Raw genomic sequence first — 19,642 nt, 5'->3', positions numbered from 1 at the left:
CAGATGCAACGCGTTGTGTGGGTTACCCATCGCTTGAGCGCGAATGTCTTGCCTCAAGGCGTTCCCTCCGCGGCCTTGCATCGGTAGGATGCGTTTTTCGGCGCGTCAGGCGCTTGGGAATCTAGCGTTAAATACGCGCTGATATGGAGGAATATATGGGAGCGAAAAGCACGGCGGCGAACGGGCCGACGAACGTTCATGTTCACCTTTACTATGGTGTTGATCCGAGCGTGTATCGCAAGGACGAGAACGTTGGATGCCTATATGGTTATCACCATGCCGCGTCGGATTCGATATCGCTTTCGTATTCGCACGATCACCCTGAAGGACGTGTTCTCCGCACTATTCGACGCGGCTTGAAAGCGCTTCTTGGCTGCGATCTTATCCACACGTTTCGCAACCGTGCAGCGCTGCTTGAAGCGGATGTGATCTGGACGCATACGGAGCGCGAGTATCTATCGGCTGCGTTGTTGCTGATGCTCAAGCGTGGCCCGAATAAACCGCTTCTGCTTGCACAAAGCGTGTGGCTGCTCGACATCTGGGAATCGCTTAGCGTATTCAAACGTGTCATCTTCAAGCGGCTGTTAAGCCAGGCAAGCTTGCTGACGACCCTGACGCACGACAATGCCGCGCTAACAAAAAAATTCTGGAATCGCGAAGCAACGGTGGTGCTCTACGGCATCAGCACCAACGATTTCCCTTTGCAGCCGGTGTCTGATTGGCACCCTCACGAACCGTTGCGCGTGGCTGCCATTGGTAACGATCGTGATCGCGATTGGCAGACCTTCATGACTGCATTTGAAAACGATAAGCGCTTTAGCGCGCGGCTGGCGACCCAGCGCAAAGTCACGCGTCCCGATCGGGCGGATAACATTGTGGTCGCGCCGGTGTCGGGGTTGGCGGAGCAACGTGCACTCTATGCATGGGCCGATGTGGTTGTCGTACCGCTTCATCCGAATCATCATGCATCGGGCATTACGGTGTTGCTCGAAGCGGTGATGGCCGGCAAGGCGGTGGTGGCAACGGGCATAGGCGGTCTGTCCGACTATTTCTCCGATGACGCCGTCTCATACGTACCGGTCCACGATGCACAAAGCCTGCGCGAGACAGTTGCCGCATTAGGCGAGGACCCCGAAGGCACGACGAAGCGAATTCGTCGAGCGCAGCAGGAGTTGGTATCGAAGGATCTGACCACGCGCGGCTTCGCCCGGCAACATGTCATGCTCACTCATCAGATGTTGCGGGACGCAGAGTCGAACGAACGGGCGGGATCGCTCGCAGGTGCGTAGGCAGTGGCTCAAGCGGTGGCTCAATACCCCGTTACCACCGCGAGCGCCAGCGTAGCGCCTGACAACAGCAGCAACACCACAAACAACGGCAGGATGAACCTGATCCACTCGCCGAAGCCAACGCGCGCAGTGGCAAGGTAAGCGAGCAACATGCCCGAGGTCGGCGTGACCATGTTCGTGAGTCCGCCGCCGAGAATAAACGCCAGCACCGACGTCTGCCCGCTGACCCCTGAGAGCTGCGCGATCGGTCCGATGATCGGCATGCTCACCGCCGCCTTGCCCGACACCGACGGAATGAAAACGTCCAGGATCATCTGCACGGCCATGAGTCCGTTGGCGACCCATACGCTCGACTGGCCACGCGCAAGACGGGTGAAGTAATTGATCAGCGTATCGAGCACAAGACTGTTCTGCAGGATCAATTCGACTGATGCCGCCAGCCCGATCAGCAGCCCGGCGAGGATCATTCCCTTCATGCCGTCCACGAACGCATCCGATGCGCTGCGCGAATCCAGCCGGCCAACGGCCGCCGTTACGATGCTGATCAGCACATAAAACGCCGACAATTCCACGTTGCCCCACTTGAATGCGCGGGTGCCGATCACGAGCATGGCCGCTGCAATCGCGAGCACCACGAGCGTCGCCTTATGGCGGCCCGAGAGCTTCGTCTGCGGATGCGCCTGCAGCCCGGCTTGCACGATTTCGCGCTTGTATCCGCTCTTGCGCACGTGATTAAGCAGGTACAGGATGCCGAGCGTAAGGAACACGACAAACACGCCCACGCGCATTGCAATCCCGCTGAACAGGGGCACGCCGACAATCGGCTGCGCGACCGCCAGCGACAGGGGATTCGTGACTGACGCTATATATCCGATCTTGGCTGCGATCGCGACGAGGCCGACCGCGAACAGATTCGATAAACCTAGCCGTTTCGCGAGCACCATGACCATCGGAATGATCACGAGATACTCCGAGATGAAGCCAAGCAGCGTGCTGCCGAGACCGATCAGCACCATTAGCAGCGGCGCGAGTACATAGACGTTGCCGGCAGTGAGTTGCAACAGCCTGTCGATCCCCGCATCGACCACGCCGGTCTTGCGCATCACGCCGAACATGCCACCCACGAACATCACCATGAAGATCAGCGGCGCGTTCTTGATGAGGCCGTTCGGCACCGCGACGAAAGAGGAGATCAGGCTCGCAGGCGCTGCATGCTCAGGCGTGCTTTTCGTGACGCTCGGCGCAATGAGCGTCGCGATGCCCTGGGTCTTCGGCACAACATGGTAGGTCCCCGGAATCACGAGCTTGTCGTTGCGATCGAAGCGGCCCGAGTCGATGAAATACGTCATCACCAACGCCGCGAACAGCACCCACATCATCATCACGACCGGATGCAGCATTTTTCCGTGGGGCTTCTTTTCCTCATCGACGGCTTCCATGTCCGGGGCTTCGTTGCTGGCATGAGGAGGAGGGGCGGCGAGCATGTCTTGGTGTCCTTTGCGGATCGGTTTGGTTGTCAGGGTCAGGGTCAGGGGCAGGATCAGGGTCAGGCAGAAAGTCAGGCCGGCTGATTCGCGGGGCGCGCGGGCACGTAGCCGAGTTCGGCGGAAATCGTCTCGCTGCAGGCTTGCAGGCGCTCGAGATAATCAGGAATTTCGGCGCGGCTGATGCGCATCTCAGGTCCCGAAATGCTGACCGCCGCGACCGCCGCGCCGCTCATGTCACGCACCGGTACCGAGATCGCCACGGCGCCTGTCGTGACTTCGCCCACGCTCACTGCATAGCCTTTGCGCGCAACCGCATCCAGTTCTTCAATGAGCTTCATCAGGTCCGGTGCCTGCGGCATTTGTTTCTGCCGAGCGAGGTATTCGCTTCTGACCGCATCCGGCGCAAACGCGAGCAGCACCTTGCCGGATGCACCTGAATTAACGGAACGCCGGTTGCCGACTGCACCGACCGCGCGGACCTGATGCGTGGTTTCACAGCGCGCGACGCATACGGTTTCCAGCCCTTCGCGCACGCGCAGCACGATGGTTTCGTTAATAGCCTGATTGAGCGCGAGCATGTGCTTCTGCGCCGAGCGCACGAGCGTGTTCTGCTGCGCGGCGGCCACGCCAAGCACGAAAGCTTGCGGCCCAAGTGAATAGCTGGACGTGCGCGCGTCCTGCACGACAAAGCGATGCAATTCCAGCGTGCACAGCATCCGGTAAGTGCGCGACTTGTTGATGTCCAGTTGCGTCGCGAGTTCGGTCACGCCGAGCCCGGGATGTTCGGCCACGTAACTCAGCAGCTTCAGCGCGCTGTCGACGGAATCCACTATGTAGTTCATGTCCGCTCCTTCATCACTTTGAGTTGTGCTCGGACATAGGCCGCGAGTGCATCGGCGAAGGTATCGAGGTTGCGCTTGAGGGTGTCGAAACCGGCGTGCTTCGCGAACGCTGCTTCGTCCATATACAGCGCACGGTTCACTTCTATCTGGATGCTGTTGCGGTGGCGGGCGAGGTTGCTGACGGCGGTCAGCAGGTCGCCGCCCTGATACGGCTCGTTCACTTGCACGCGATACCCCGCCGCTTCGAAATGGCGTGCTACCCAGCGTGTGAAGGCGGGGTCCGATGTCGTGCCCAGGCGGTCGCTGATGACGAAGTCCGGACGCGCTTCACCGGAATCCACGTTCATCTCGTTACCGCGCGATTTCATGGAATGACAATCCATGTGCCATAACGCGCCGTGCTGCGCATACGCGCGTTCTGCGGCATCGGCGAGTGCTGCTCGGTAGGGCAGGTAGCACGTATCAATCCGATGCCGCACCTCAGCCACCGATAGCTTGCGGTCATACAGCGGCACGTTCGGCAGCGCATCGCGGCGGATCAGGCCCATGCCGCGCAGCGTGTACTTTTGCGGCGCGACAGGGTCTGGCCACGGCTCGGCGAGCAGCGCTGCGTCAATATCCGTGATCGCGCGATTCGCGTCGATATAAGCCCGTGGAAAGTGCGCGCCTATCAGCACGCCGCCACGCTCGGGCACGCCGGCCCACAGTTCATCGACGAACGCATCCCACGACGTGAGGATTGCGTCGCGTGGCGCGATCGTGCCGAAGTCAGCAGGTAAGTCGATGCCGCTGTGTGGCGAGTCGAACACGATTGGCAGCGGTGAGGACTGCGCCTGGGTCACGAAGTACGCCGCGCGTTCGTTCGAAGAGAGGGTGTTGTTGCTGAACGTCACTATGCGTGCCTTTCCTTATCGTTTTCACTAGTTCTCAGGAGCCCGCTGGCACTCCTCAATGAGAAATGCACAGCGTTCGGTTTATTAGATAAACCAGCGTTTCAATATTTAGCCGTTAACAAAATCGGCGGTCAAGTTCCTTTTTCGTGGCTGAAAACAAGGGGCATTGCGAGCCGGTTAGCTTAAATCTAGCTTTCATCCGCTTATTCCACGAGTTTTGCCACGTAAAACATGCCGATCTTGATGCCCAACCAAGCTCGAACCATGGAATTTTGACATTGATTGACGCGGACTTTCCAGATCTTGAATAATTAATAACACGATGTTTTATCTAATAAAACAAACAAAACACCCACTTCTTTTAAAACACACGGGGATTCAAGATGAGTCGGAAAGGTCTGGTGACGGTGCTGGCAGGGGCGGGAATGGGCGCTGCGCTGTGCGGTAACGTAGCGGCGCAATCGAGGGTGACGTTGTATGGCCTGCTGGACAGCGGGGTGTCCTATAGCAGCCGGGTGGCGCCGTCAGGCGGCAGCCGCTTCAGCGTGGATAGCGGCGACCTGCAGCAGTCGCGCTGGGGCATGCGCGGCACCGAGGACCTTGGCGGTGGATTGAAGGCGTTGTTCATCCTGGAGGGCGGCTTCTCTGTTGCCAACGGCACGGCCGGTCAGGGCGGCCTGCCGCTGGGACGCACGACGGTCGTCGGACTGGAGGGACCGTTCGGAACGGTGGAGTTGGGGCGCCGCAAAGACTTTATCGACGAGATCGCCACGTGGTATTCAAGCGTGGCCAATTTCGGCGTGTTCATCAACGGCGTCCACGACAACAACCTGGATCGTGTTGGGGGCGCCCGTTCGAATAACTCGGTGCGCTACGACTCCCCGGAATTCCGTGGCTTCAAGGCGAACCTGACCTACGGCTTCGGCAATACCGCCGGTTCCCTGTCCACCGGCCAGTCGCTCGGCTTCGGTGCGAACTATGCGAACGGCCCGTTCGGCATTGGTTTTGGCTACTGGGAATCGAAGCTCGGCACGGGTACGCAGGCAGCGAACAGCTCCAGTGATCAGGGCACGGCCTCCGGCGCGGGTTGCAATCCAACGCTCGGCAGCGCCGGGCAAACCTGTGTCAAGACCTGGATGCTGGGCTCCAGCTACACGGTCGACAAGTTCCGTGTCTACGCGTCCTGGTCGCGCACCTTGCAGCCTCTGGCGACCTACGGTGGCAACTCCGCCCCGTTCTCAAGCGCCTTCACGCGGATCGCGGGAGCGGGTGCTTTTACTGCCGCTGGTTCGAACAACGGCGCAACGAATGTCTTCGACGTAGGAGCGAACTATTTCGTCGCGCCGGATCTGGTACTGATTGCTTCGGTACTGCAATCGCGTTACAGCTTCGTGGGCACGAGCACGCAAGGACGCCTGACTCAATACAACGTCGGGGTTGACTACGTGCTGTCAAAACGAACCGACGTGTATTCGTATTTCGCCAACCTGCGGGCATCGAATATGTACAACCCGGGTGTCATTGGCGGCGCGCCGGGTGCGGACATGATGCAGAGCGCCATGACGATCGGTTTGCGTCACAAGTTCTAAACCACGGCGGGGGCGGCGTTGGTGTCGGTGTTCGGATCGTTCGCGATTCGTTCCCGGATTGTCTCGTGCGTGATTTGTTGCACGAGTACGTGTACTGAGTTCGCCCCACTGGACTCCGCAACTTGTGCTTACTTATTTGCCAGCCTGCGCTTGCTTGAGGAAATCGTGCTGGAAAATGCACATGCGATACACGTTGTGATACCGGCCGTTGCCAAAAAACTCTTCGATCAGTTCCGCTTCCTGTTTGAAGCCACACTTCTCGTAGACATGAATGGCCGACTGATTCGATACATCCACAATGAGGTAAAGCTTGCGCAGATTGAGCACGGAAAACGCGTAGTCCGTTGCGAGCAGGGTCGCGCTCGTCGCATACCCCTGACCTTGCGCGCCAGGCGCAATGATGATCTGGAACTCGCCGCGCCTATGGATGTAATCAAGCTCGATTAATTCCGCGAGCCCTATGGTCTCGCCGCCCTTGTCGACGGCGACAAACCGGCGTTCACGCAGATCATGCACGTGGCGATCGTATAGCTGGGACAGCTCAGAGAACGTTTCATAGGGTTCTTCGAACCAGTAACGCATGATCTTTGCGTTGTTGTTGAGGCTGTGGACGAAGTGGAGATCGGTACGTTCGAGTGGCCGCAGCATGAGCTGGCTATTCTCTTCGATGATCATGGCTAACACTCCGTGAATGGTGGATCGACCTGCAATATAACGTAAGGGCTCGCGCGTGCGTTCTAGTGCACAGGCCTTAAGCGATAGCAACCTGCCGCGCGCCATACACTTCGAGCGCGGCGTCGTGCAGCGCCTGAAGCACAACGGTTGCAGCGGGCGACAACAATTGCGTTTGCCGCGTGATGATGCCAAATGCATCCATGCGGAACGGCAATTCAATGGCCAGCCGTTTGAGCGTGCCGAATTCCTCGTATTGCCGCGCGACCTCTTCGGGCATCACAGCGAGCATGTCGCTCTGCAGCAAAATTCCCGAGATAGCGACGATGTTGTTGGTATTCACCACATTCCGCGGTGAACTGAGGCCCATCTGCGAAAACACCATGTCGAATCTATGCCGCAGCACGCTGCCTGGAGGATGCAGAACCCAGCCTGCATCGACAATGTCATGCATGGTCAGACCGGCCGCCTGTTCGAGCGGATGCCCGGGGCGCACGACCACACAAAGCGGTTCCTCGGCAATAGGCTCGTAACGCACCGCATCCTTGAACTGACCCTGCCGCTCGAGCACGCGGCCGATCATGATGTCGAGGTGGCCCTCTGCAACCAGCGGCAGCATGACGTCCGACGTCTCCACTTGCAGCCAGATCTGCAATTGCGGATAACGCGTTTTCACGCGTGCGATGGCAAGCGGCACCATGGTTGCAGCGGCTGCAGCAATCGCGCCAATTTGCACCTGACCCACGAGTCCCGCGCGCAACGCGGAGATCTCGTCGTGCGCCTGGTTCAAATTCGAGAGCACCATGCGCGCATGCCGGATCATCACTTCGCCGTACAGCGTGGCGTGCATCCCGTGCGGCGTGCGGTCGAAGAGCCGCACCTCCAGCACGTCCTCCAGCTCCTTCAATAAACGCGATGCAGCCGGCTGCGTCATGCCGAGGACATCGGCGGCGCGGCGGACGTTGCCTTCTTCTTCCATTGCGGCAAGCAGCATCAGCTGCCGCGTCTTGAGGCGAGCGCGCACGAACCAGTTCGAGTAGCTTTGAGCCATCACCGTGCGCCTATGCGTGAATTAAAACGACACTGAAAGCTTCTTTGCTTACTCGATATACAGGCGGTTTTTTCATTATCGTTTTCGCTTAGCTTAGTGTTCAGTGACAAACAAGGTTGTGGTTTCCGGCGGGCGCGGGTGTTCTCTTGAGATCAGGCGAAACCCGCAGCCGGGACGCGTCTCGCAGACCATGGACGTCAATCGTAGCCGACGATCGCCGCTGTCGGGCAGGCAGACTGCGGAAGCCGTATTATCGCCGCCTGGCAGCCGTCGCCCGGTTTGGCGTACTTTGGCGTACGAGTGAGGAATGATAGGCGCTTCCCGAAGCCGGGCGAGCAACCCGGCACTCGGGAGCTAAGCGGTGGCGATCAGCAACATGCCGGTGCCCGCGAGCCCGATGGTCCAGAGCCTGTCGAAGTTGATCCAGCCGCGCCTGAGGATGCCCACGCCCAGCCAGTCGTACACCAGCAACGCGATGGCGCCTGTCACGAGCAAGGTGGCCAGCGTATGCAGGCCGACAGCGGCGAGGGAGACCAGCAGCGGAGCGGCGGATGATTGGCCTGCCACGGCCCCGCACAATGGGATCAGCGCTGGAATCAGCATGAGGCCAGCGCCGTGTGCGGTCGCCATCAGGAAGGACCAGAGGACGAGGCCGGCAAAACCTGTCGTCATGCCAACCCGCACGCGGTGCCGGTGCCCGTAGCGAACCTGATACACAGCCCAGGCAACGAGCAGGGCGCCGCATGCGATGCGGATGAAGTGGCTGTCCACGACCATCCCTGTAGTGACCACGAGCGCGGCGACTATGCCAATAGAGAGTGCGTGGCCCAATGCCATTGGCGGGATCGCGAGAAGGACGACCCGCCGGCTGCGTCGATGCAGACCGAGGGCGACCGCGAACAGCCAGCCCATGGCGGGATTGATTCCATGAAACACGCCAAGCCCTGCAATCGCGAACCATTCCCACGCGTGGCCCGTTCCGGCCCATGTCATGTTCATGACGCGCCCGACGTTAGCGCTTCGCGAGAGCCGCGGCTCATGGGCAACGTCGGGGGCAACGTCATGGACAACGTCACGGATAACAATACGAGTCCGACGAACAATCGCCGCCCTCGAGCCGCACCTGATGCGGCCGATGCGTGGAAGGCCACTCGACCAGGAAGCGCGGATCGAATTCAATACCGCCCTCGGGCGACGCATCCAGCTTCACCATCCAGCCATTGAGACCATCGGGATAAAACTGCTCGTCGATAACGCCGTATAGCGAATTGGTGAAATACACGCGGCGGCCGTCGCGGCTGACCTCGACCATCTGCGGTCCGCCGTTCAAAGGGCGGCCGGCCGCCTTCGGATGCGATTCGCGCGATACGATGCCACCGATCCTCACGGTCCCCGTGAGCTTCGGCGCGAAGGGATCGGACACGTCATATTGCCGCAAGTCACCGGTCCCCCAGCACGCGACGTAGAGAAAGCGGTCATCCATCGACAGGTCGATGTCAGTGACAAGCGGAGGCACGGCGCCGAAACCCTTCAGCATGGGCGGCAACAGATCAGGGTTGGCAGGCTCGGCCGGAATCTCGATGATCTTCTTGACGTTCCACTTGTCACCATCGCGGAACCACGTCCAGATCGACGCGGATAAATCGTTCAGGCTGATCACGGAGTTGACGAAGCCGTATGCCTTGGTCGGATCGTGAGCCGGACGCAGTTCGAACACGAGCTGGTTCTCCGCGCCGAAATCGATTTCCTGCTTATGCTTGCGTGTATGCAAGTCCCAGAAATGCAGCTTGTGTCCGTATTGGCCACCTAGCAGGACCTCCGGGACGAGGCCGTTTTCAAACGTTGCCGGCAAGCCCCATTCGCTCGTGACCAAGGTGTCATGCCCGAGGTGCCACCAGGCGTCGTAGGATAGTTGTTGAGGACCACGATCTATTTCCCATTGACCGCGAATGTCGAAGGTCTCGTGATCCATCAGGAAAATACCGCCCGGCGCTTCGCCTTCAGCGTTCGCCAATGCGGCCACGTAGATTCCCTCGGGTCCGCAGTGAACCGTATGGGGCCGCGTATAACCCGCTTTTTCGGCGACTTCGGCGGGCTCCAGCACGCGCACGATTGTCGGGTTGCGCGGGTCGGCCTTGGTATCGAGAATATGAATTCGCGACGATCGCAAACCAGGCACGACCAGATAGCGACGCTCGGCGTGCGGATGGGGTGCATTCGGGCATAAGCAGGAACTGCAGGCGTTCCAGCCGAAATGATGAAGCTCGTCGCCCGCGTTGGGCATGGCAACGTTGCTGATCACTTGTGAATAGCTGGGTGAGCCGGGGTCCACGTCTACAACGGCAATGGCATCCGGCACCTGCCGCGTGGGATCGAAACTCGCGACATACGCAATGGCTTCGTGCGGCGCTTTCATGGCCATCCGTGGGGAAGGATAGAACGTTGGATCCGGTGTCCAATTTGCCATGTCATTTCTCCAGGGATTGTTTTTCCGTGGTGGCCCGGTAGAGGCCGCTCCAAGGAATACCCGCAGAACCATCAGGGAAATATACCCTGTTTCCAGCTTTCCATTGATCAAGCGGCTTAGCGGCAAAAGCTTGATTTCTTCTAAGGGAATGCCATGCAGCGATATGGGCGGGTTTATCTGCCGCACCTCGCCGCAAACGCCGCCGAATGCCGACGCAAATGCCGACGCAAATGCCGACGCAAATGCAAACGCCCGGATGGTGTTTGCCGGGCGTTCGGTGCGCGCGTGCGCCAAACCAGTCTATTTGCGCGCTTTCCGACTTCTGGCTTTGGCCGCGGGTTGAGCTGCGGCGACTCCAATCTGGTTAGCCGGAAAATTGACGATCCTCGTGCTGTTAGCTGGCGTTGCATACGAGCGAAATGCCGGACGGGCGCTGGATCTTGCGCCGCCGACAATCGCGCTCATCGCCTGCTTGTCGAGTTCCACGCTGTCGGGTAGATCCTTGATCAGAATTGCAGCCATGGTGTCATCCAGGAAAAGTGAGGGTTTTCGTTCAATCCAGTATAGGCAAATTAGGCACCTGGAAACGCCAGATCCGCTGAGGGAAGGGTCTTCCCGCAGCGGACGTTGACGTCAAGCAGACCTGCATTGCCCGTGCTTCACAAAGCGAAGGCTGCACCGGTGCTTGCATACTGGGACGGACTCACGCTCAGGCGCAGCGGCCCGAAGCCGGCGCCGATCACGCCGACATTGTTGAGCGCATTGACCTCCACGTTTTGAACCTGAACGATGTTCTCGTTCGTGTTCACTGCGACGTTGACGTTGGCCAAAGCACCGGCGTTGGGAAGCGACGAGTTGCCGCCGCGCACGTCCGACATGGCGTGGCGGTCCAGCTCCCGGTTGTGAGATAAATCGTGAATCGTGATGGAAGACATGGCGTTGCTCCAATCAAAAAAAGTAAGGGCGGCCTGAACGGGCAACCGGGAGACCGCGAGGCCTCCGGGTCGCCGCGCAGCTTCAGAAGTTGATCGTGTTCTTGTTGTTGGCGGTCTGCTTCGGGTCGACCGTCGAGTGAATGCCGCTCGCGAACGCCACGTTGTTGCCGTTGTTGTTCAGCGTGTTCTGCGACTGACTGATCAGTTGAGTGGCATCGAACGAAGCTTCGTACGAGGACACGTTGACGCCAGGCCAGTAGCTGGGCAGGTTGCCACCGCGTACGGCCGACATGGCGCGGCTGTCGAGTTCTTCAGTAACGGACAGGTCTTTGATGGTGAGTGATTTCATGGCAGTTCTCCTAAGGGTTAAGCCAGGTGGCTTTAAAGGTTGGTGAGCATCATGTCTGCTCGCTGGACACTAATGCATGGCCTGTGCCAGAAGTGTCGGTTCGCGATGAAATAATCCCCGAAGGCTTGTGGAATAAGGCTCGGCGGAATCGGGGAAGCACGCACCATGCGCGCGCTCGTGCTGGAGTTCGAAACACCTGACGGAATCCGGCCAACAGCCGGAGCCCGATCTGTTGGGCCTGAAGCAACATGTGCCCGATCGAACATCCGCAACGAAACCATATTGCGAAAGGCAGGGCTCTCACCTAGTATCGAAACACTGCGAGTGCGGGTAACTACAGACAAAATATTCACTATGGAGCCGCGTACGAGCCGTAGAGATGACCAGTCTTGCGCAAGCTATCCGAACCTACCAAAGCAGTGGTGCATCGCGTGATGAGTTTCTAATACTCGTCGATAGCGCGTTGTCCGTCGACGACACATCGCCCGGGCGCCTCCTCGAAATACTTCGCGAAGAACAAGCCAGGACGCCGCTGCCAGCCGACCTGTATGCGGCAGTGCATCGGCGGATAGAGCAGGCGTCGCTGGCGAGTCATGGCGCGGATGCCGAAGAGACTCGCCTGCAGACTTCGCCAGGCGCGTTGCAACAACGGACGCCGCCGCCGTTCTCTTCACAACCGGCTTCACCGCCCGCCTCACAACCGGCTTCCCAATCCTCTCCGCCCGCGCGCGATTTCGTGATCTCGGACACGGATCAGGTCAAGGAGGTGGGTGACACTCTCAACGGGCGCTTCGTGCTCGAGGAATGTCTTGGTGTGGGCGGCATGGGGACCGTCTACAAGGCGCTCGACCTGCGCAAGCTCGAAGCCTCCGATCGCCGTCCGTACATTGCGATCAAAGTGCTGAATCTGCAGTTTCGCGGTAATCCGAAATCGCTCATTGCATTGCAGCGCGAAGCCAAGAAGGCGCAGGCGCTTGGGCATCGAAACATCGTGACGGTGTACGACTTCGATCGCGATGGCCCAGTGGTTTACCTGACCATGGAATATTTGTCCGGCAAGCCGCTGAGCCGGATCTTGCGGACTCCGGAGTTCAAGGGCATGCCGTACGCGGAGGCCTTGCCGATCTTCAAAGGTATGGCAAATGCGCTTGCCTACGCGCACGAGCGTGGTTTCGTGCATTGCGACTTCAAACCCGCCAATGTGTTCCTCACCGATACCGGCGAGGTGAAGGTCATCGACTTCGGGATTGCCCGCGTGTTCCAGCGGCCCGAAGAAGAGACCGACGTCACGATCTTCGATCCCGGCAGTCTCGGCGCGCTGACGCCCGCTTATGCGAGCCCGGAGATGCTGGAGCATCGCGAGCCCGATCCGCGCGACGACATCTATGCACTCGGCTGCACGACCTACGAGTTGCTGACTGGACGGCATCCCTTCGACCGCGTACCCGCAACCCAGGCGCGCAGCTCGGGCCTCAAGCCGCAGCGTCCCGATGGTCTGGGGACGCGGCAATGGCGGGCGCTGAGGACGTCGCTCGCATTCGAGCGCAACGCGCGCATGCCGACGGTCACGCACTTCCTGCAGGAATTCGGCGATACCCAAAAGCTCAGCGGGTTGTCCGGCGCCGCGGTCAAGGCGGCTGTCTCGGCGGGCGTAGTCGCCGTGGTGGCGGCGGGCGGCTATTTCTATGCGTCATCGCATCGCACCGCACCGCAGGAGAACGCCGCTGCGCCGGCAGAGAAAGTCATCGCGGCGCCGGTCATGCCGGCTGTCCCCGCGCTTTCACTCGCGACGGTTGCCCCCGTGCTCGCGAGTGTGCCGTGTTCGGCACTGGTCGCGTCGGTGCAGGACCAGGTGCTTAGTGTGAGCGGCTATCTTGGCCGGAGCTATGGCACGCAGAAGTTGCGCACGACGCTGAGCCAGATTCCAGGTGTCACCAATCCCAGCGTGCAGGTTCAGGAAGTCGACGACGATAAATGCGACATGCTCAAGCTGATCGCGCCTTATTTGACGACTGGCCGGCCGGCATCGATACAAACACGGGATCACAATACGCAGTTGACTGAAGGCCAGCCGCTGATCGTTCAGGTCACCACGCCGCCCTACGATTCATGGGTCAATATCGACTATTTTCAACTCGATGGCAGCGTGGTCCACCTGCTGCCGAACGCACGTTCGAAGGACAATCAGGCGCCGCCTAACTACGCCGCAACTATTGGGAGCGCGGGCGACTGGATCGTCTCGAAGCCGTTCGGCTCGGAGATGATCGTGCTGCTCGTCACGCCCACCGCCCTGTTCGATACGATCAGGCCCGACAGCGAGCCGCGAGCGGATTATCTGCGAGCGGTGGAGAAGCGGCTCGCCGACATCGCGAACAAATTCGGGCGTGACAAGATCGCCGTGGATCTCGTTCAGATCGACACGCATCCGCGCAAACAATAACGCCCGCTGCAAAACCAAAAGCCCACCGCAGGACCTCGTCATTTCATGTCGCGTGCCACGCGCATGCCGTTCTGCGATTGCCGTACGCTGGCGCTGTATTTGAACCGCGTGGACGACTGCATGTAGGCCGCGCCGTCGGGCCACGAGCCGCCGCGGATGACGCGCATCGGGCAGCCCGGCTCATCCCACACACGGCCGTCCGCCGGCGCGCCCTTGTAAGAGCTGTGCCAGCAGTCGCCGACCCATTCCCACACGCTGCCGTTCATGTCGAAGAGGCCGAAGGGGTTAGGCAGGAACGAGCCCACGTTCACCGGACTATCCTTGCGCCACGGCTCGCCGCAGTCCTTGCAGTCGGCATACCCCTTGCGCATCTCGTTGCCCCACCAGTAGGTCGTGGTGGTACCGCCGCGCGCGGCGTATTCCCACTCGGCTTCAGTCGGGAGCCGATACGTCTTGCCGGTCGTCTTGGACAGCCATTTGACGTAGACCTGCGCGTCGTCCCAGCTTAAATTTCGCACGGGTGCGGACTTCGAGACATTGCCTTCCATATCGATTCGCGGACACCCCGTTGCATCCGCGCACGCGTTCCACTGCTCGATGGTCACTTCATATTTGCCGATAGCGAACGGCCGGCCAATGCTGACCCGATGCACGGGGCGTTCGGCAGGATCGTCAGAATTACTGCCCATTTCGAACGTACCGCCCGGTAGCGAAACCAGCGCCGGGCACGTGGCGCAGTCCTTGATCTCGCCAGCGGCAGTAGCAACTGTCTTGATGGCCGGAGTGGGAGCAGGGGTAGGCGGCGTGGAAGCGGCCGCAGCCTTTCCCGCAGGCGACGGTGCGGGCGTAACGGGCGGGGGCGGCGGAGTTACTGCGCGGGCATGGTCGGCCTGAGCCGGTGGTTGCGCCTTCGTGGCGGAGGCGGCGGCGCGAAGCCGGTCGATACGGGCGTGCGCGAGCGTGGCAAAGCGCCCGTTGGGATAGGCCTTCAAATACGCTTCATAGTCGCTTGGGTAGGTGCTGTCCTTGATCGACTCCCAGAAGGTAAGTTCGTATTCTTCGCTGCTATCCTTAGGAAGAATCCCCCGGCTTTGAAACTGAACCACGGTTTCGGCCGCCATGGTGCTTCGGCGGTTGTAGCTATGGCTCGCTGGCAGAGTGGACGGTGCGAACTGGAACCTGTCTGCCGCCGCAGCCGGTCCTTCCGTCATCCACGGCACCTGCTGCCCCGCGGTCGCAAGGCTCACGGATCGCGCGACATCGTGCAGCACGTCTTCAATATTTCGCCCCGGCTGGTTGATCGCGCGCAACAATGCCGCGGTGTACGTGCCATGCCGCGTGCCGTCGGCCGCGTATGCGCCGGGCGCGGCCGCATACGCAACGATCGTCCGCGAGGGCGGCCGCACAATGCTCACGTTGGCGGGGTCGTATGGATTGTTCAGACAGGTATCGAGCACGATCAGATTGAGTTGGTCGCTGCGGGATGCCGACATGCCCGCAAGAATGCTGTTCAAGTCGATGCCCTGCGTGATTGGAGCTACAGGTGACCTCTGCGCGTCGACGGGCAGCAGCAGCGTGGATTTGCCGACCTGGATCGCATGTCCGGCGAAATAGACCAGCCCGACACCGCCAGCAGCCAGGCGCTTGTTGAATTCTTGAACCGCTTCGTTCATGCGGGCGCGATCCAGGTTCGAGTACGTCATGACCTCGAAGCCGAGCTGGGTCAGCATCTTGCTGGTCGCCGCCGCGTCGCGCGCGGCGTTGGCGAGCGAATGATCGCCATAGTTCGCATTACCGATGACCAGCGCGAGACGGCGCGGATGCACCGCACCATTCTGCTTAGTAGCGCCGCTACTGAATACGACCGCTCCTAGCAGGACCGCGAGCCACAGATTTCGCCACATGAGTCTTCGCCACATGATCACACCCCGTGCCGGTATTCGACGGCACCCTCAAGGAACCGCGCCAGAGCCGCATGGTCCGCAGGAGCGCAACAAGCACTCACGCAGAATCCAATCGTCCGATGGGCGAGCATCACAACCAACCATAGCACGCAACTACTTCATATCAACGTGGTCAAGACGGCGTAACGATGCAACGTGTCGTGATTAGCCCGGGGATTGGCTTTTTATGACGAATCCGTCTGGGCGATAAAAAACGGATACCTAATTATTATGACGATACCCCGATATTTGATCGACTGAACCATGGCCGTGGAACGGTCGAAGGGCGCTCCTTCAAGGCATGTCTTTTTAACGGATTCCGTCCTAAGCTAACAAGGAGAAAACCGTGCATATGGTTCGGGAGAATACGAAAATGCTAAGAAGAACCGTCCTCGGCATGCTCGCTTTCATGACGGTGCTCATGCCGTCGCGTTCGTTCCCGGCCGCGCGCACGCCGTCGCCCCCTGGCGCGGAGGCATACATCATCTGGCCGCCCGACGGCGCGGTGATCACAGGCGGAAAACTCTGGGTCCGGATGGGTCTGCGCAACATGGGCGTGTGCCCGAAGGGCATCAACATGCCCAATGTAGGACACCATCACTTGCTGATCGATACGGATTTGCCTCCGTTTGATCAGGAAATTCCCTCAGACCGCCAGCATCTGCATTTCGGTGCGGGTGAAACCGACGCGCGAATCGAGTTGCCGCCGGGCAAGCACACGCTGCAGTTGCTCATGGGCGACTACAACCACGTGCCGCACGATCCCCCGATCTATTCGAAGAAGATCACGATCACCATGCGATGAAGCATGCGTCGCAGTGTGGATACTCAGGCGGGCTGCAGACTAAGGGGAGGGCGTGTGCCATGAAGAAATTTTGCGCTGCCGCGGCGATCGCGGTCTCGCTGATATCCGGGTCCGGTTCTGCGCTGGCTGGTCCTACGCCCGCGCCAGCCGCCGCATACGCGTATATTGGCTATCCGAACAATGGTCAGACGCTTCCTGCAGGCAAGCCATTTCGCGTGTGGTTCGGGTTGCGTTACATGGGCGTTGCCCCGCGTGGCGTGCAATATCCGAATACCGGCCACCATCATTTGTTGATCGACACCGACCTGCCCTCATCATTCGATGAAGAGATCCCCTCCGACCGCCAGCATCTGCATTTCGGTGCGGGCGAAACGGAGACCACACTTGAGTTGCCCCCCGGCAAGCACACACTGCAATTGCTGATGGGCGACTACATGCACGTCCCGCACAACCCCCCTGTTTATTCGAAGAAGATCACGATCTACGTTAAGTGATCTGGCCGGTTCACGCGCGGCGAGTGTCGCGCATGAACCAACAGTTCCTCGAACAAGCGTTGGTTACCGCCCATCAGGCGGGTCCTGCGTGACTCGCGGCCGGGCACCGTCAGAAGCCACGGTGTCGCCGCGCAAACCCTTTCCCAGTAACGCTCAAAACGCCTCTGGCCGTTTCATCGGCCACTCCTGGCATGGGCCATGCATTAGTGTCCAGCGAGCAGACATGATGCTCACCCCAACCTTCAAAGCCCATGGCTTTACCCCTAGGAGAACTGTGATGAAAACGCTCATGATCAAAGACCTGTCCGTTACCGAAGAACTCGACAGCCGCGCCATGTCCGCTGTACGCGGCGGCAACCTGCCCAGCTACTGGCCGGGCTACAACAGCTCGACGACCAGCTTCTCGTTCGGAGCCGAGCAGTTGATCAGCCAGTCGCAAAACACGATCAACAACAACGGCAACAACGTTGCGTTTGCAAGCGGTATCTCGTCGACAGTCAAGCCGACGCAAACCGCCAACAACACCAACACGATCAACTTTTGATCGTCAGGCGCAGGCAGCGAGGGTCATCCGTCCTTCGCTGCCGAACCGTCCCTAATCCAGAGCCAGAAAGTCTTCCAGCCGCATTCAAACTACCCGGAGTGAGATCATGCAAGTCATGTCGCCATCGCGCGGGTTGCAGGGCCGCGCCGCCGAGTTTTCAGTGCCGGGTGTGGCACGCGGTCTGTTCGCACGCATGGTGCTTCCTGTCGTTGTTTGCACGACACTTCTCAGTGGTTGCATCGATGTAAATGTGCCGGACTACAAGCGTCCTGACACCCCTGCCAAGACCACGTGGTCGCAAACGGCGAAGGCGCTTGTCTCACCGGCCGACACCATTAGGCTCGACTGGTGGAAGCAGTTCCAGGACCCGTATCTCGACTCCCTCGTCAGTCGCGCCATAGCGGGCAACTTCGATATCAAGATTCTCGCGGCGCGTGTGTCGGTCGCAGGTGGTCAGATCAACGAGGCGCGTGCCGGAGCCCTTCCTACCGCCGATTTCGGCGCGGGCGCGGAGTTTGATAAAACCACGGGGCAGGCCCTCGTGAAGCAATACAACGTCGCCACGCAGGTGAACTGGGACATCGACATCTGGGGTGCGGTCGAGAAGGGCGTGCAGGCGCAGAAGGCCGAATATCGCGCGTCGGAAGCTGATTGGCGCGCGGGCTACCTCACGCTTGTGTCGGATGTCTCGACGACCTACTTCCAGATTCTTCAGTTCGATGACCAGATCGACCAGCAGCAAAAAACGCTGCGTACCAACCAGCAGATCCTGACCATCTACGAAGGCATGGCGAAGAACGGCCTCGTGCCGAACACGCAGGTCCTGACGCAGCGCGCGGAAATCAATCGTTTGACCAAAGACCTGCTCGAACTGCATCGTGCCCGCGATCTGGCAAACAACGCGTTGGCCACATTGATCGGCGTTCCGGCTGGCGAGTTCACCGTGCCGGTCGGGCAGCTCGAGAAGCGCGTGCAGATTCCCGTCGTGCCGGCGGGCTTGCCGGCGCAATTGATGGCGCGGCGACCCGACGTCGTGGCGGCCGAATACCGCGTACTGGAAGCGTATGACGTCGTGGGGCAGGCGAAGCTTAATCAGTTGCCGACTATCAGCCTCACCGGCCGCGGCGGTACGGCGAGTTTCGCCCTGACCGATTTATTGAAGTCCTTCACGTTCAGCTTCTTGCCCAGCATCAATATTCCGCTGCTGGACCCAAGCGTCAGGGCACATGTCAAGACAACGGAGGCACAGACGATCGTGGTTGAGCAACAGTATCGACGCACCGTGATGGGCGCGTTCGAAGAGGTGGAGAACGCCCTGGTCAACCTCGACGCGCATACGAAACAGCGCGCCGAACTGCAGGAAGAGGTGGGGCACCTGAAAGTGGTGGCCGCCCAGATTGAAGCGCAACTGAAGGAAGGCGTGGTGTCGCAACTGGAAGTCTTCGAAACTGAACGTACCCTGCTCGCGGCAGAACTGGCGTTGCTCGAAAACCATCAGCAACTGCTCTCCGACACGGTCACCCTCTATAAGTCGCTGGGCGGCGGATGGCCGGCGGTTGATGTTCAAAAGACGGACCAGGCAAGCGACCCGACTAGCGCGCATGATGCGCACGCTCAGCTTGCCGCAACTCAGGAATCAACTCAGGAATCAAGTAAGGGAGCAACGAACTAAGCGCGAGTAACGTGCCACGATTTTTAGGGCGATAGTTCACATCGGCCAAAACCAATGTTCGGAATGCAAAGTGTTAGTTCTCAGGCGACAGATGTGTTGTTGAATGATTGACTACCGCAATGCGTGACTTACACTTCATGGCGTCACCGCTTTCACTGCGGTTTCGTCCA

Annotated in this window: 18 protein-coding genes; 7 read left to right on the top strand and 11 right to left on the bottom strand. The window is 59.8% G+C overall.

Annotation, left to right across the window (positions count from 1 at the left end; all coding sequences use genetic code 11):
* The first annotated feature begins 155 nt into the window (after positions 1 to 155).
* Positions 156 to 1,289: a glycosyltransferase gene (locus SBC1_RS21840; RefSeq protein ID WP_165096418.1), complete on the top strand. Its 1,134-nt coding sequence runs from the start codon at positions 156 to 158 to the stop codon at positions 1,287 to 1,289.
* 20 nt (positions 1,290 to 1,309) lie between these two features.
* On the opposite strand, the gene SBC1_RS21835 is transcribed toward SBC1_RS21840, so the two are convergent.
* From SBC1_RS21835 to SBC1_RS21825, 3 genes are all read right to left on the bottom strand, one after another.
* Positions 1,310 to 2,728: a YfcC family protein gene (locus SBC1_RS21835; RefSeq protein ID WP_241202262.1), complete on the bottom strand. Its 1,419-nt coding sequence runs from the start codon at positions 2,726 to 2,728 to the stop codon at positions 1,310 to 1,312.
* Positions 2,729 to 2,847: 119 nt separating this feature from the next.
* Complete coding sequence (locus SBC1_RS21830; protein WP_165096424.1) at positions 2,848 to 3,618, bottom strand: IclR family transcriptional regulator; 771 nt, start codon at positions 3,616 to 3,618, stop codon at positions 2,848 to 2,850.
* Positions 3,615 to 4,514, bottom strand: a complete 900-nt coding sequence (locus SBC1_RS21825) for an N-formylglutamate amidohydrolase (RefSeq protein ID WP_165101357.1) — start codon at positions 4,512 to 4,514, stop codon at positions 3,615 to 3,617. Before SBC1_RS21825 ends, SBC1_RS21830 begins: the two co-directional genes overlap by 4 nt.
* A gap of 380 nt (positions 4,515 to 4,894) precedes the next feature.
* Between SBC1_RS21825 and SBC1_RS21820 the strand changes: the two genes are divergently transcribed.
* Positions 4,895 to 6,100 (top strand): porin, encoded by a 1,206-nt coding sequence (locus SBC1_RS21820; protein ID WP_165096427.1) that lies wholly within the window; start codon positions 4,895 to 4,897, stop codon positions 6,098 to 6,100.
* A 132-nt stretch (positions 6,101 to 6,232) separates the two neighbouring features.
* Here SBC1_RS21820 and speG read toward each other — a convergent pair whose 3' ends face one another.
* From speG to SBC1_RS21785, 7 genes are all read right to left on the bottom strand, one after another.
* The gene (gene speG / locus SBC1_RS21815) at positions 6,233 to 6,775 is read right to left on the bottom strand and encodes a spermidine N1-acetyltransferase (protein WP_165096430.1); all 543 of its coding nucleotides are present in this window, start codon (positions 6,773 to 6,775) and stop codon (positions 6,233 to 6,235) included.
* A 76-nt stretch (positions 6,776 to 6,851) separates the two neighbouring features.
* Complete coding sequence (locus tag SBC1_RS21810) at positions 6,852 to 7,823, bottom strand: LysR family transcriptional regulator (protein ID WP_165096433.1); 972 nt, start codon at positions 7,821 to 7,823, stop codon at positions 6,852 to 6,854.
* A 354-nt stretch (positions 7,824 to 8,177) separates the two neighbouring features.
* Positions 8,178 to 8,822, bottom strand: a complete 645-nt coding sequence (locus SBC1_RS21805) for a hypothetical protein (RefSeq protein WP_241202239.1) — start codon at positions 8,820 to 8,822, stop codon at positions 8,178 to 8,180.
* Positions 8,823 to 8,895: 73 nt separating this feature from the next.
* On the bottom strand, positions 8,896 to 10,290 hold the full coding sequence (locus tag SBC1_RS21800) for a selenium-binding family protein (RefSeq protein ID WP_165096436.1): 1,395 nt from the start codon (positions 10,288 to 10,290) through the stop codon (positions 8,896 to 8,898).
* Between the two features lie 300 nt (positions 10,291 to 10,590).
* Complete coding sequence (locus SBC1_RS21795) at positions 10,591 to 10,812, bottom strand: hypothetical protein (RefSeq protein WP_165093750.1); 222 nt, start codon at positions 10,810 to 10,812, stop codon at positions 10,591 to 10,593.
* A gap of 137 nt (positions 10,813 to 10,949) precedes the next feature.
* Complete coding sequence (locus SBC1_RS21790) at positions 10,950 to 11,225, bottom strand: hypothetical protein (protein WP_165096439.1); 276 nt, start codon at positions 11,223 to 11,225, stop codon at positions 10,950 to 10,952.
* Between the two features lie 82 nt (positions 11,226 to 11,307).
* The gene (locus tag SBC1_RS21785; RefSeq protein WP_165096443.1) at positions 11,308 to 11,574 is read right to left on the bottom strand and encodes a hypothetical protein; all 267 of its coding nucleotides are present in this window, start codon (positions 11,572 to 11,574) and stop codon (positions 11,308 to 11,310) included.
* A gap of 379 nt (positions 11,575 to 11,953) precedes the next feature.
* Here SBC1_RS21785 and SBC1_RS21780 point away from each other — a divergent pair, with 379 nt between their 5' ends.
* Complete coding sequence (locus SBC1_RS21780; protein WP_165096448.1) at positions 11,954 to 14,014, top strand: serine/threonine protein kinase; 2,061 nt, start codon at positions 11,954 to 11,956, stop codon at positions 14,012 to 14,014.
* A gap of 38 nt (positions 14,015 to 14,052) precedes the next feature.
* On the opposite strand, the gene SBC1_RS21775 is transcribed toward SBC1_RS21780, so the two are convergent.
* Complete coding sequence (locus SBC1_RS21775; protein WP_165096465.1) at positions 14,053 to 15,918, bottom strand: SUMF1/EgtB/PvdO family nonheme iron enzyme; 1,866 nt, start codon at positions 15,916 to 15,918, stop codon at positions 14,053 to 14,055.
* Between the two features lie 436 nt (positions 15,919 to 16,354).
* Here SBC1_RS21775 and SBC1_RS21770 point away from each other — a divergent pair, with 436 nt between their 5' ends.
* The 4 genes from SBC1_RS21770 (at position 16,355) to SBC1_RS21755 (ending at position 19,472) form a co-directional block, all read left to right on the top strand.
* On the top strand, positions 16,355 to 16,762 hold the full coding sequence (locus tag SBC1_RS21770; protein WP_241202263.1) for a DUF4399 domain-containing protein: 408 nt from the start codon (positions 16,355 to 16,357) through the stop codon (positions 16,760 to 16,762).
* 59 nt (positions 16,763 to 16,821) lie between these two features.
* A complete protein-coding gene (locus tag SBC1_RS21765; protein WP_165096473.1) occupies positions 16,822 to 17,256 on the top strand; it encodes a DUF4399 domain-containing protein in 435 nt (144 codons plus the stop codon).
* A 277-nt stretch (positions 17,257 to 17,533) separates the two neighbouring features.
* Complete coding sequence (locus SBC1_RS21760) at positions 17,534 to 17,800, top strand: hypothetical protein (protein ID WP_165096478.1); 267 nt, start codon at positions 17,534 to 17,536, stop codon at positions 17,798 to 17,800.
* Between the two features lie 193 nt (positions 17,801 to 17,993).
* On the top strand, positions 17,994 to 19,472 hold the full coding sequence (locus SBC1_RS21755) for an efflux transporter outer membrane subunit (RefSeq protein ID WP_241202264.1): 1,479 nt from the start codon (positions 17,994 to 17,996) through the stop codon (positions 19,470 to 19,472).
* Positions 19,473 to 19,642 lie beyond the last annotated feature (170 nt).

Origin of the sequence: Caballeronia sp. SBC1, from assembly GCF_011493005.1 — a bacterium.
GTDB lineage: Bacteria > Pseudomonadota > Gammaproteobacteria > Burkholderiales > Burkholderiaceae > Caballeronia.
The sequence above is the reverse complement of the archived record's forward strand: the minus strand, read 5'-3'. Positions and strand labels throughout refer to the sequence as shown.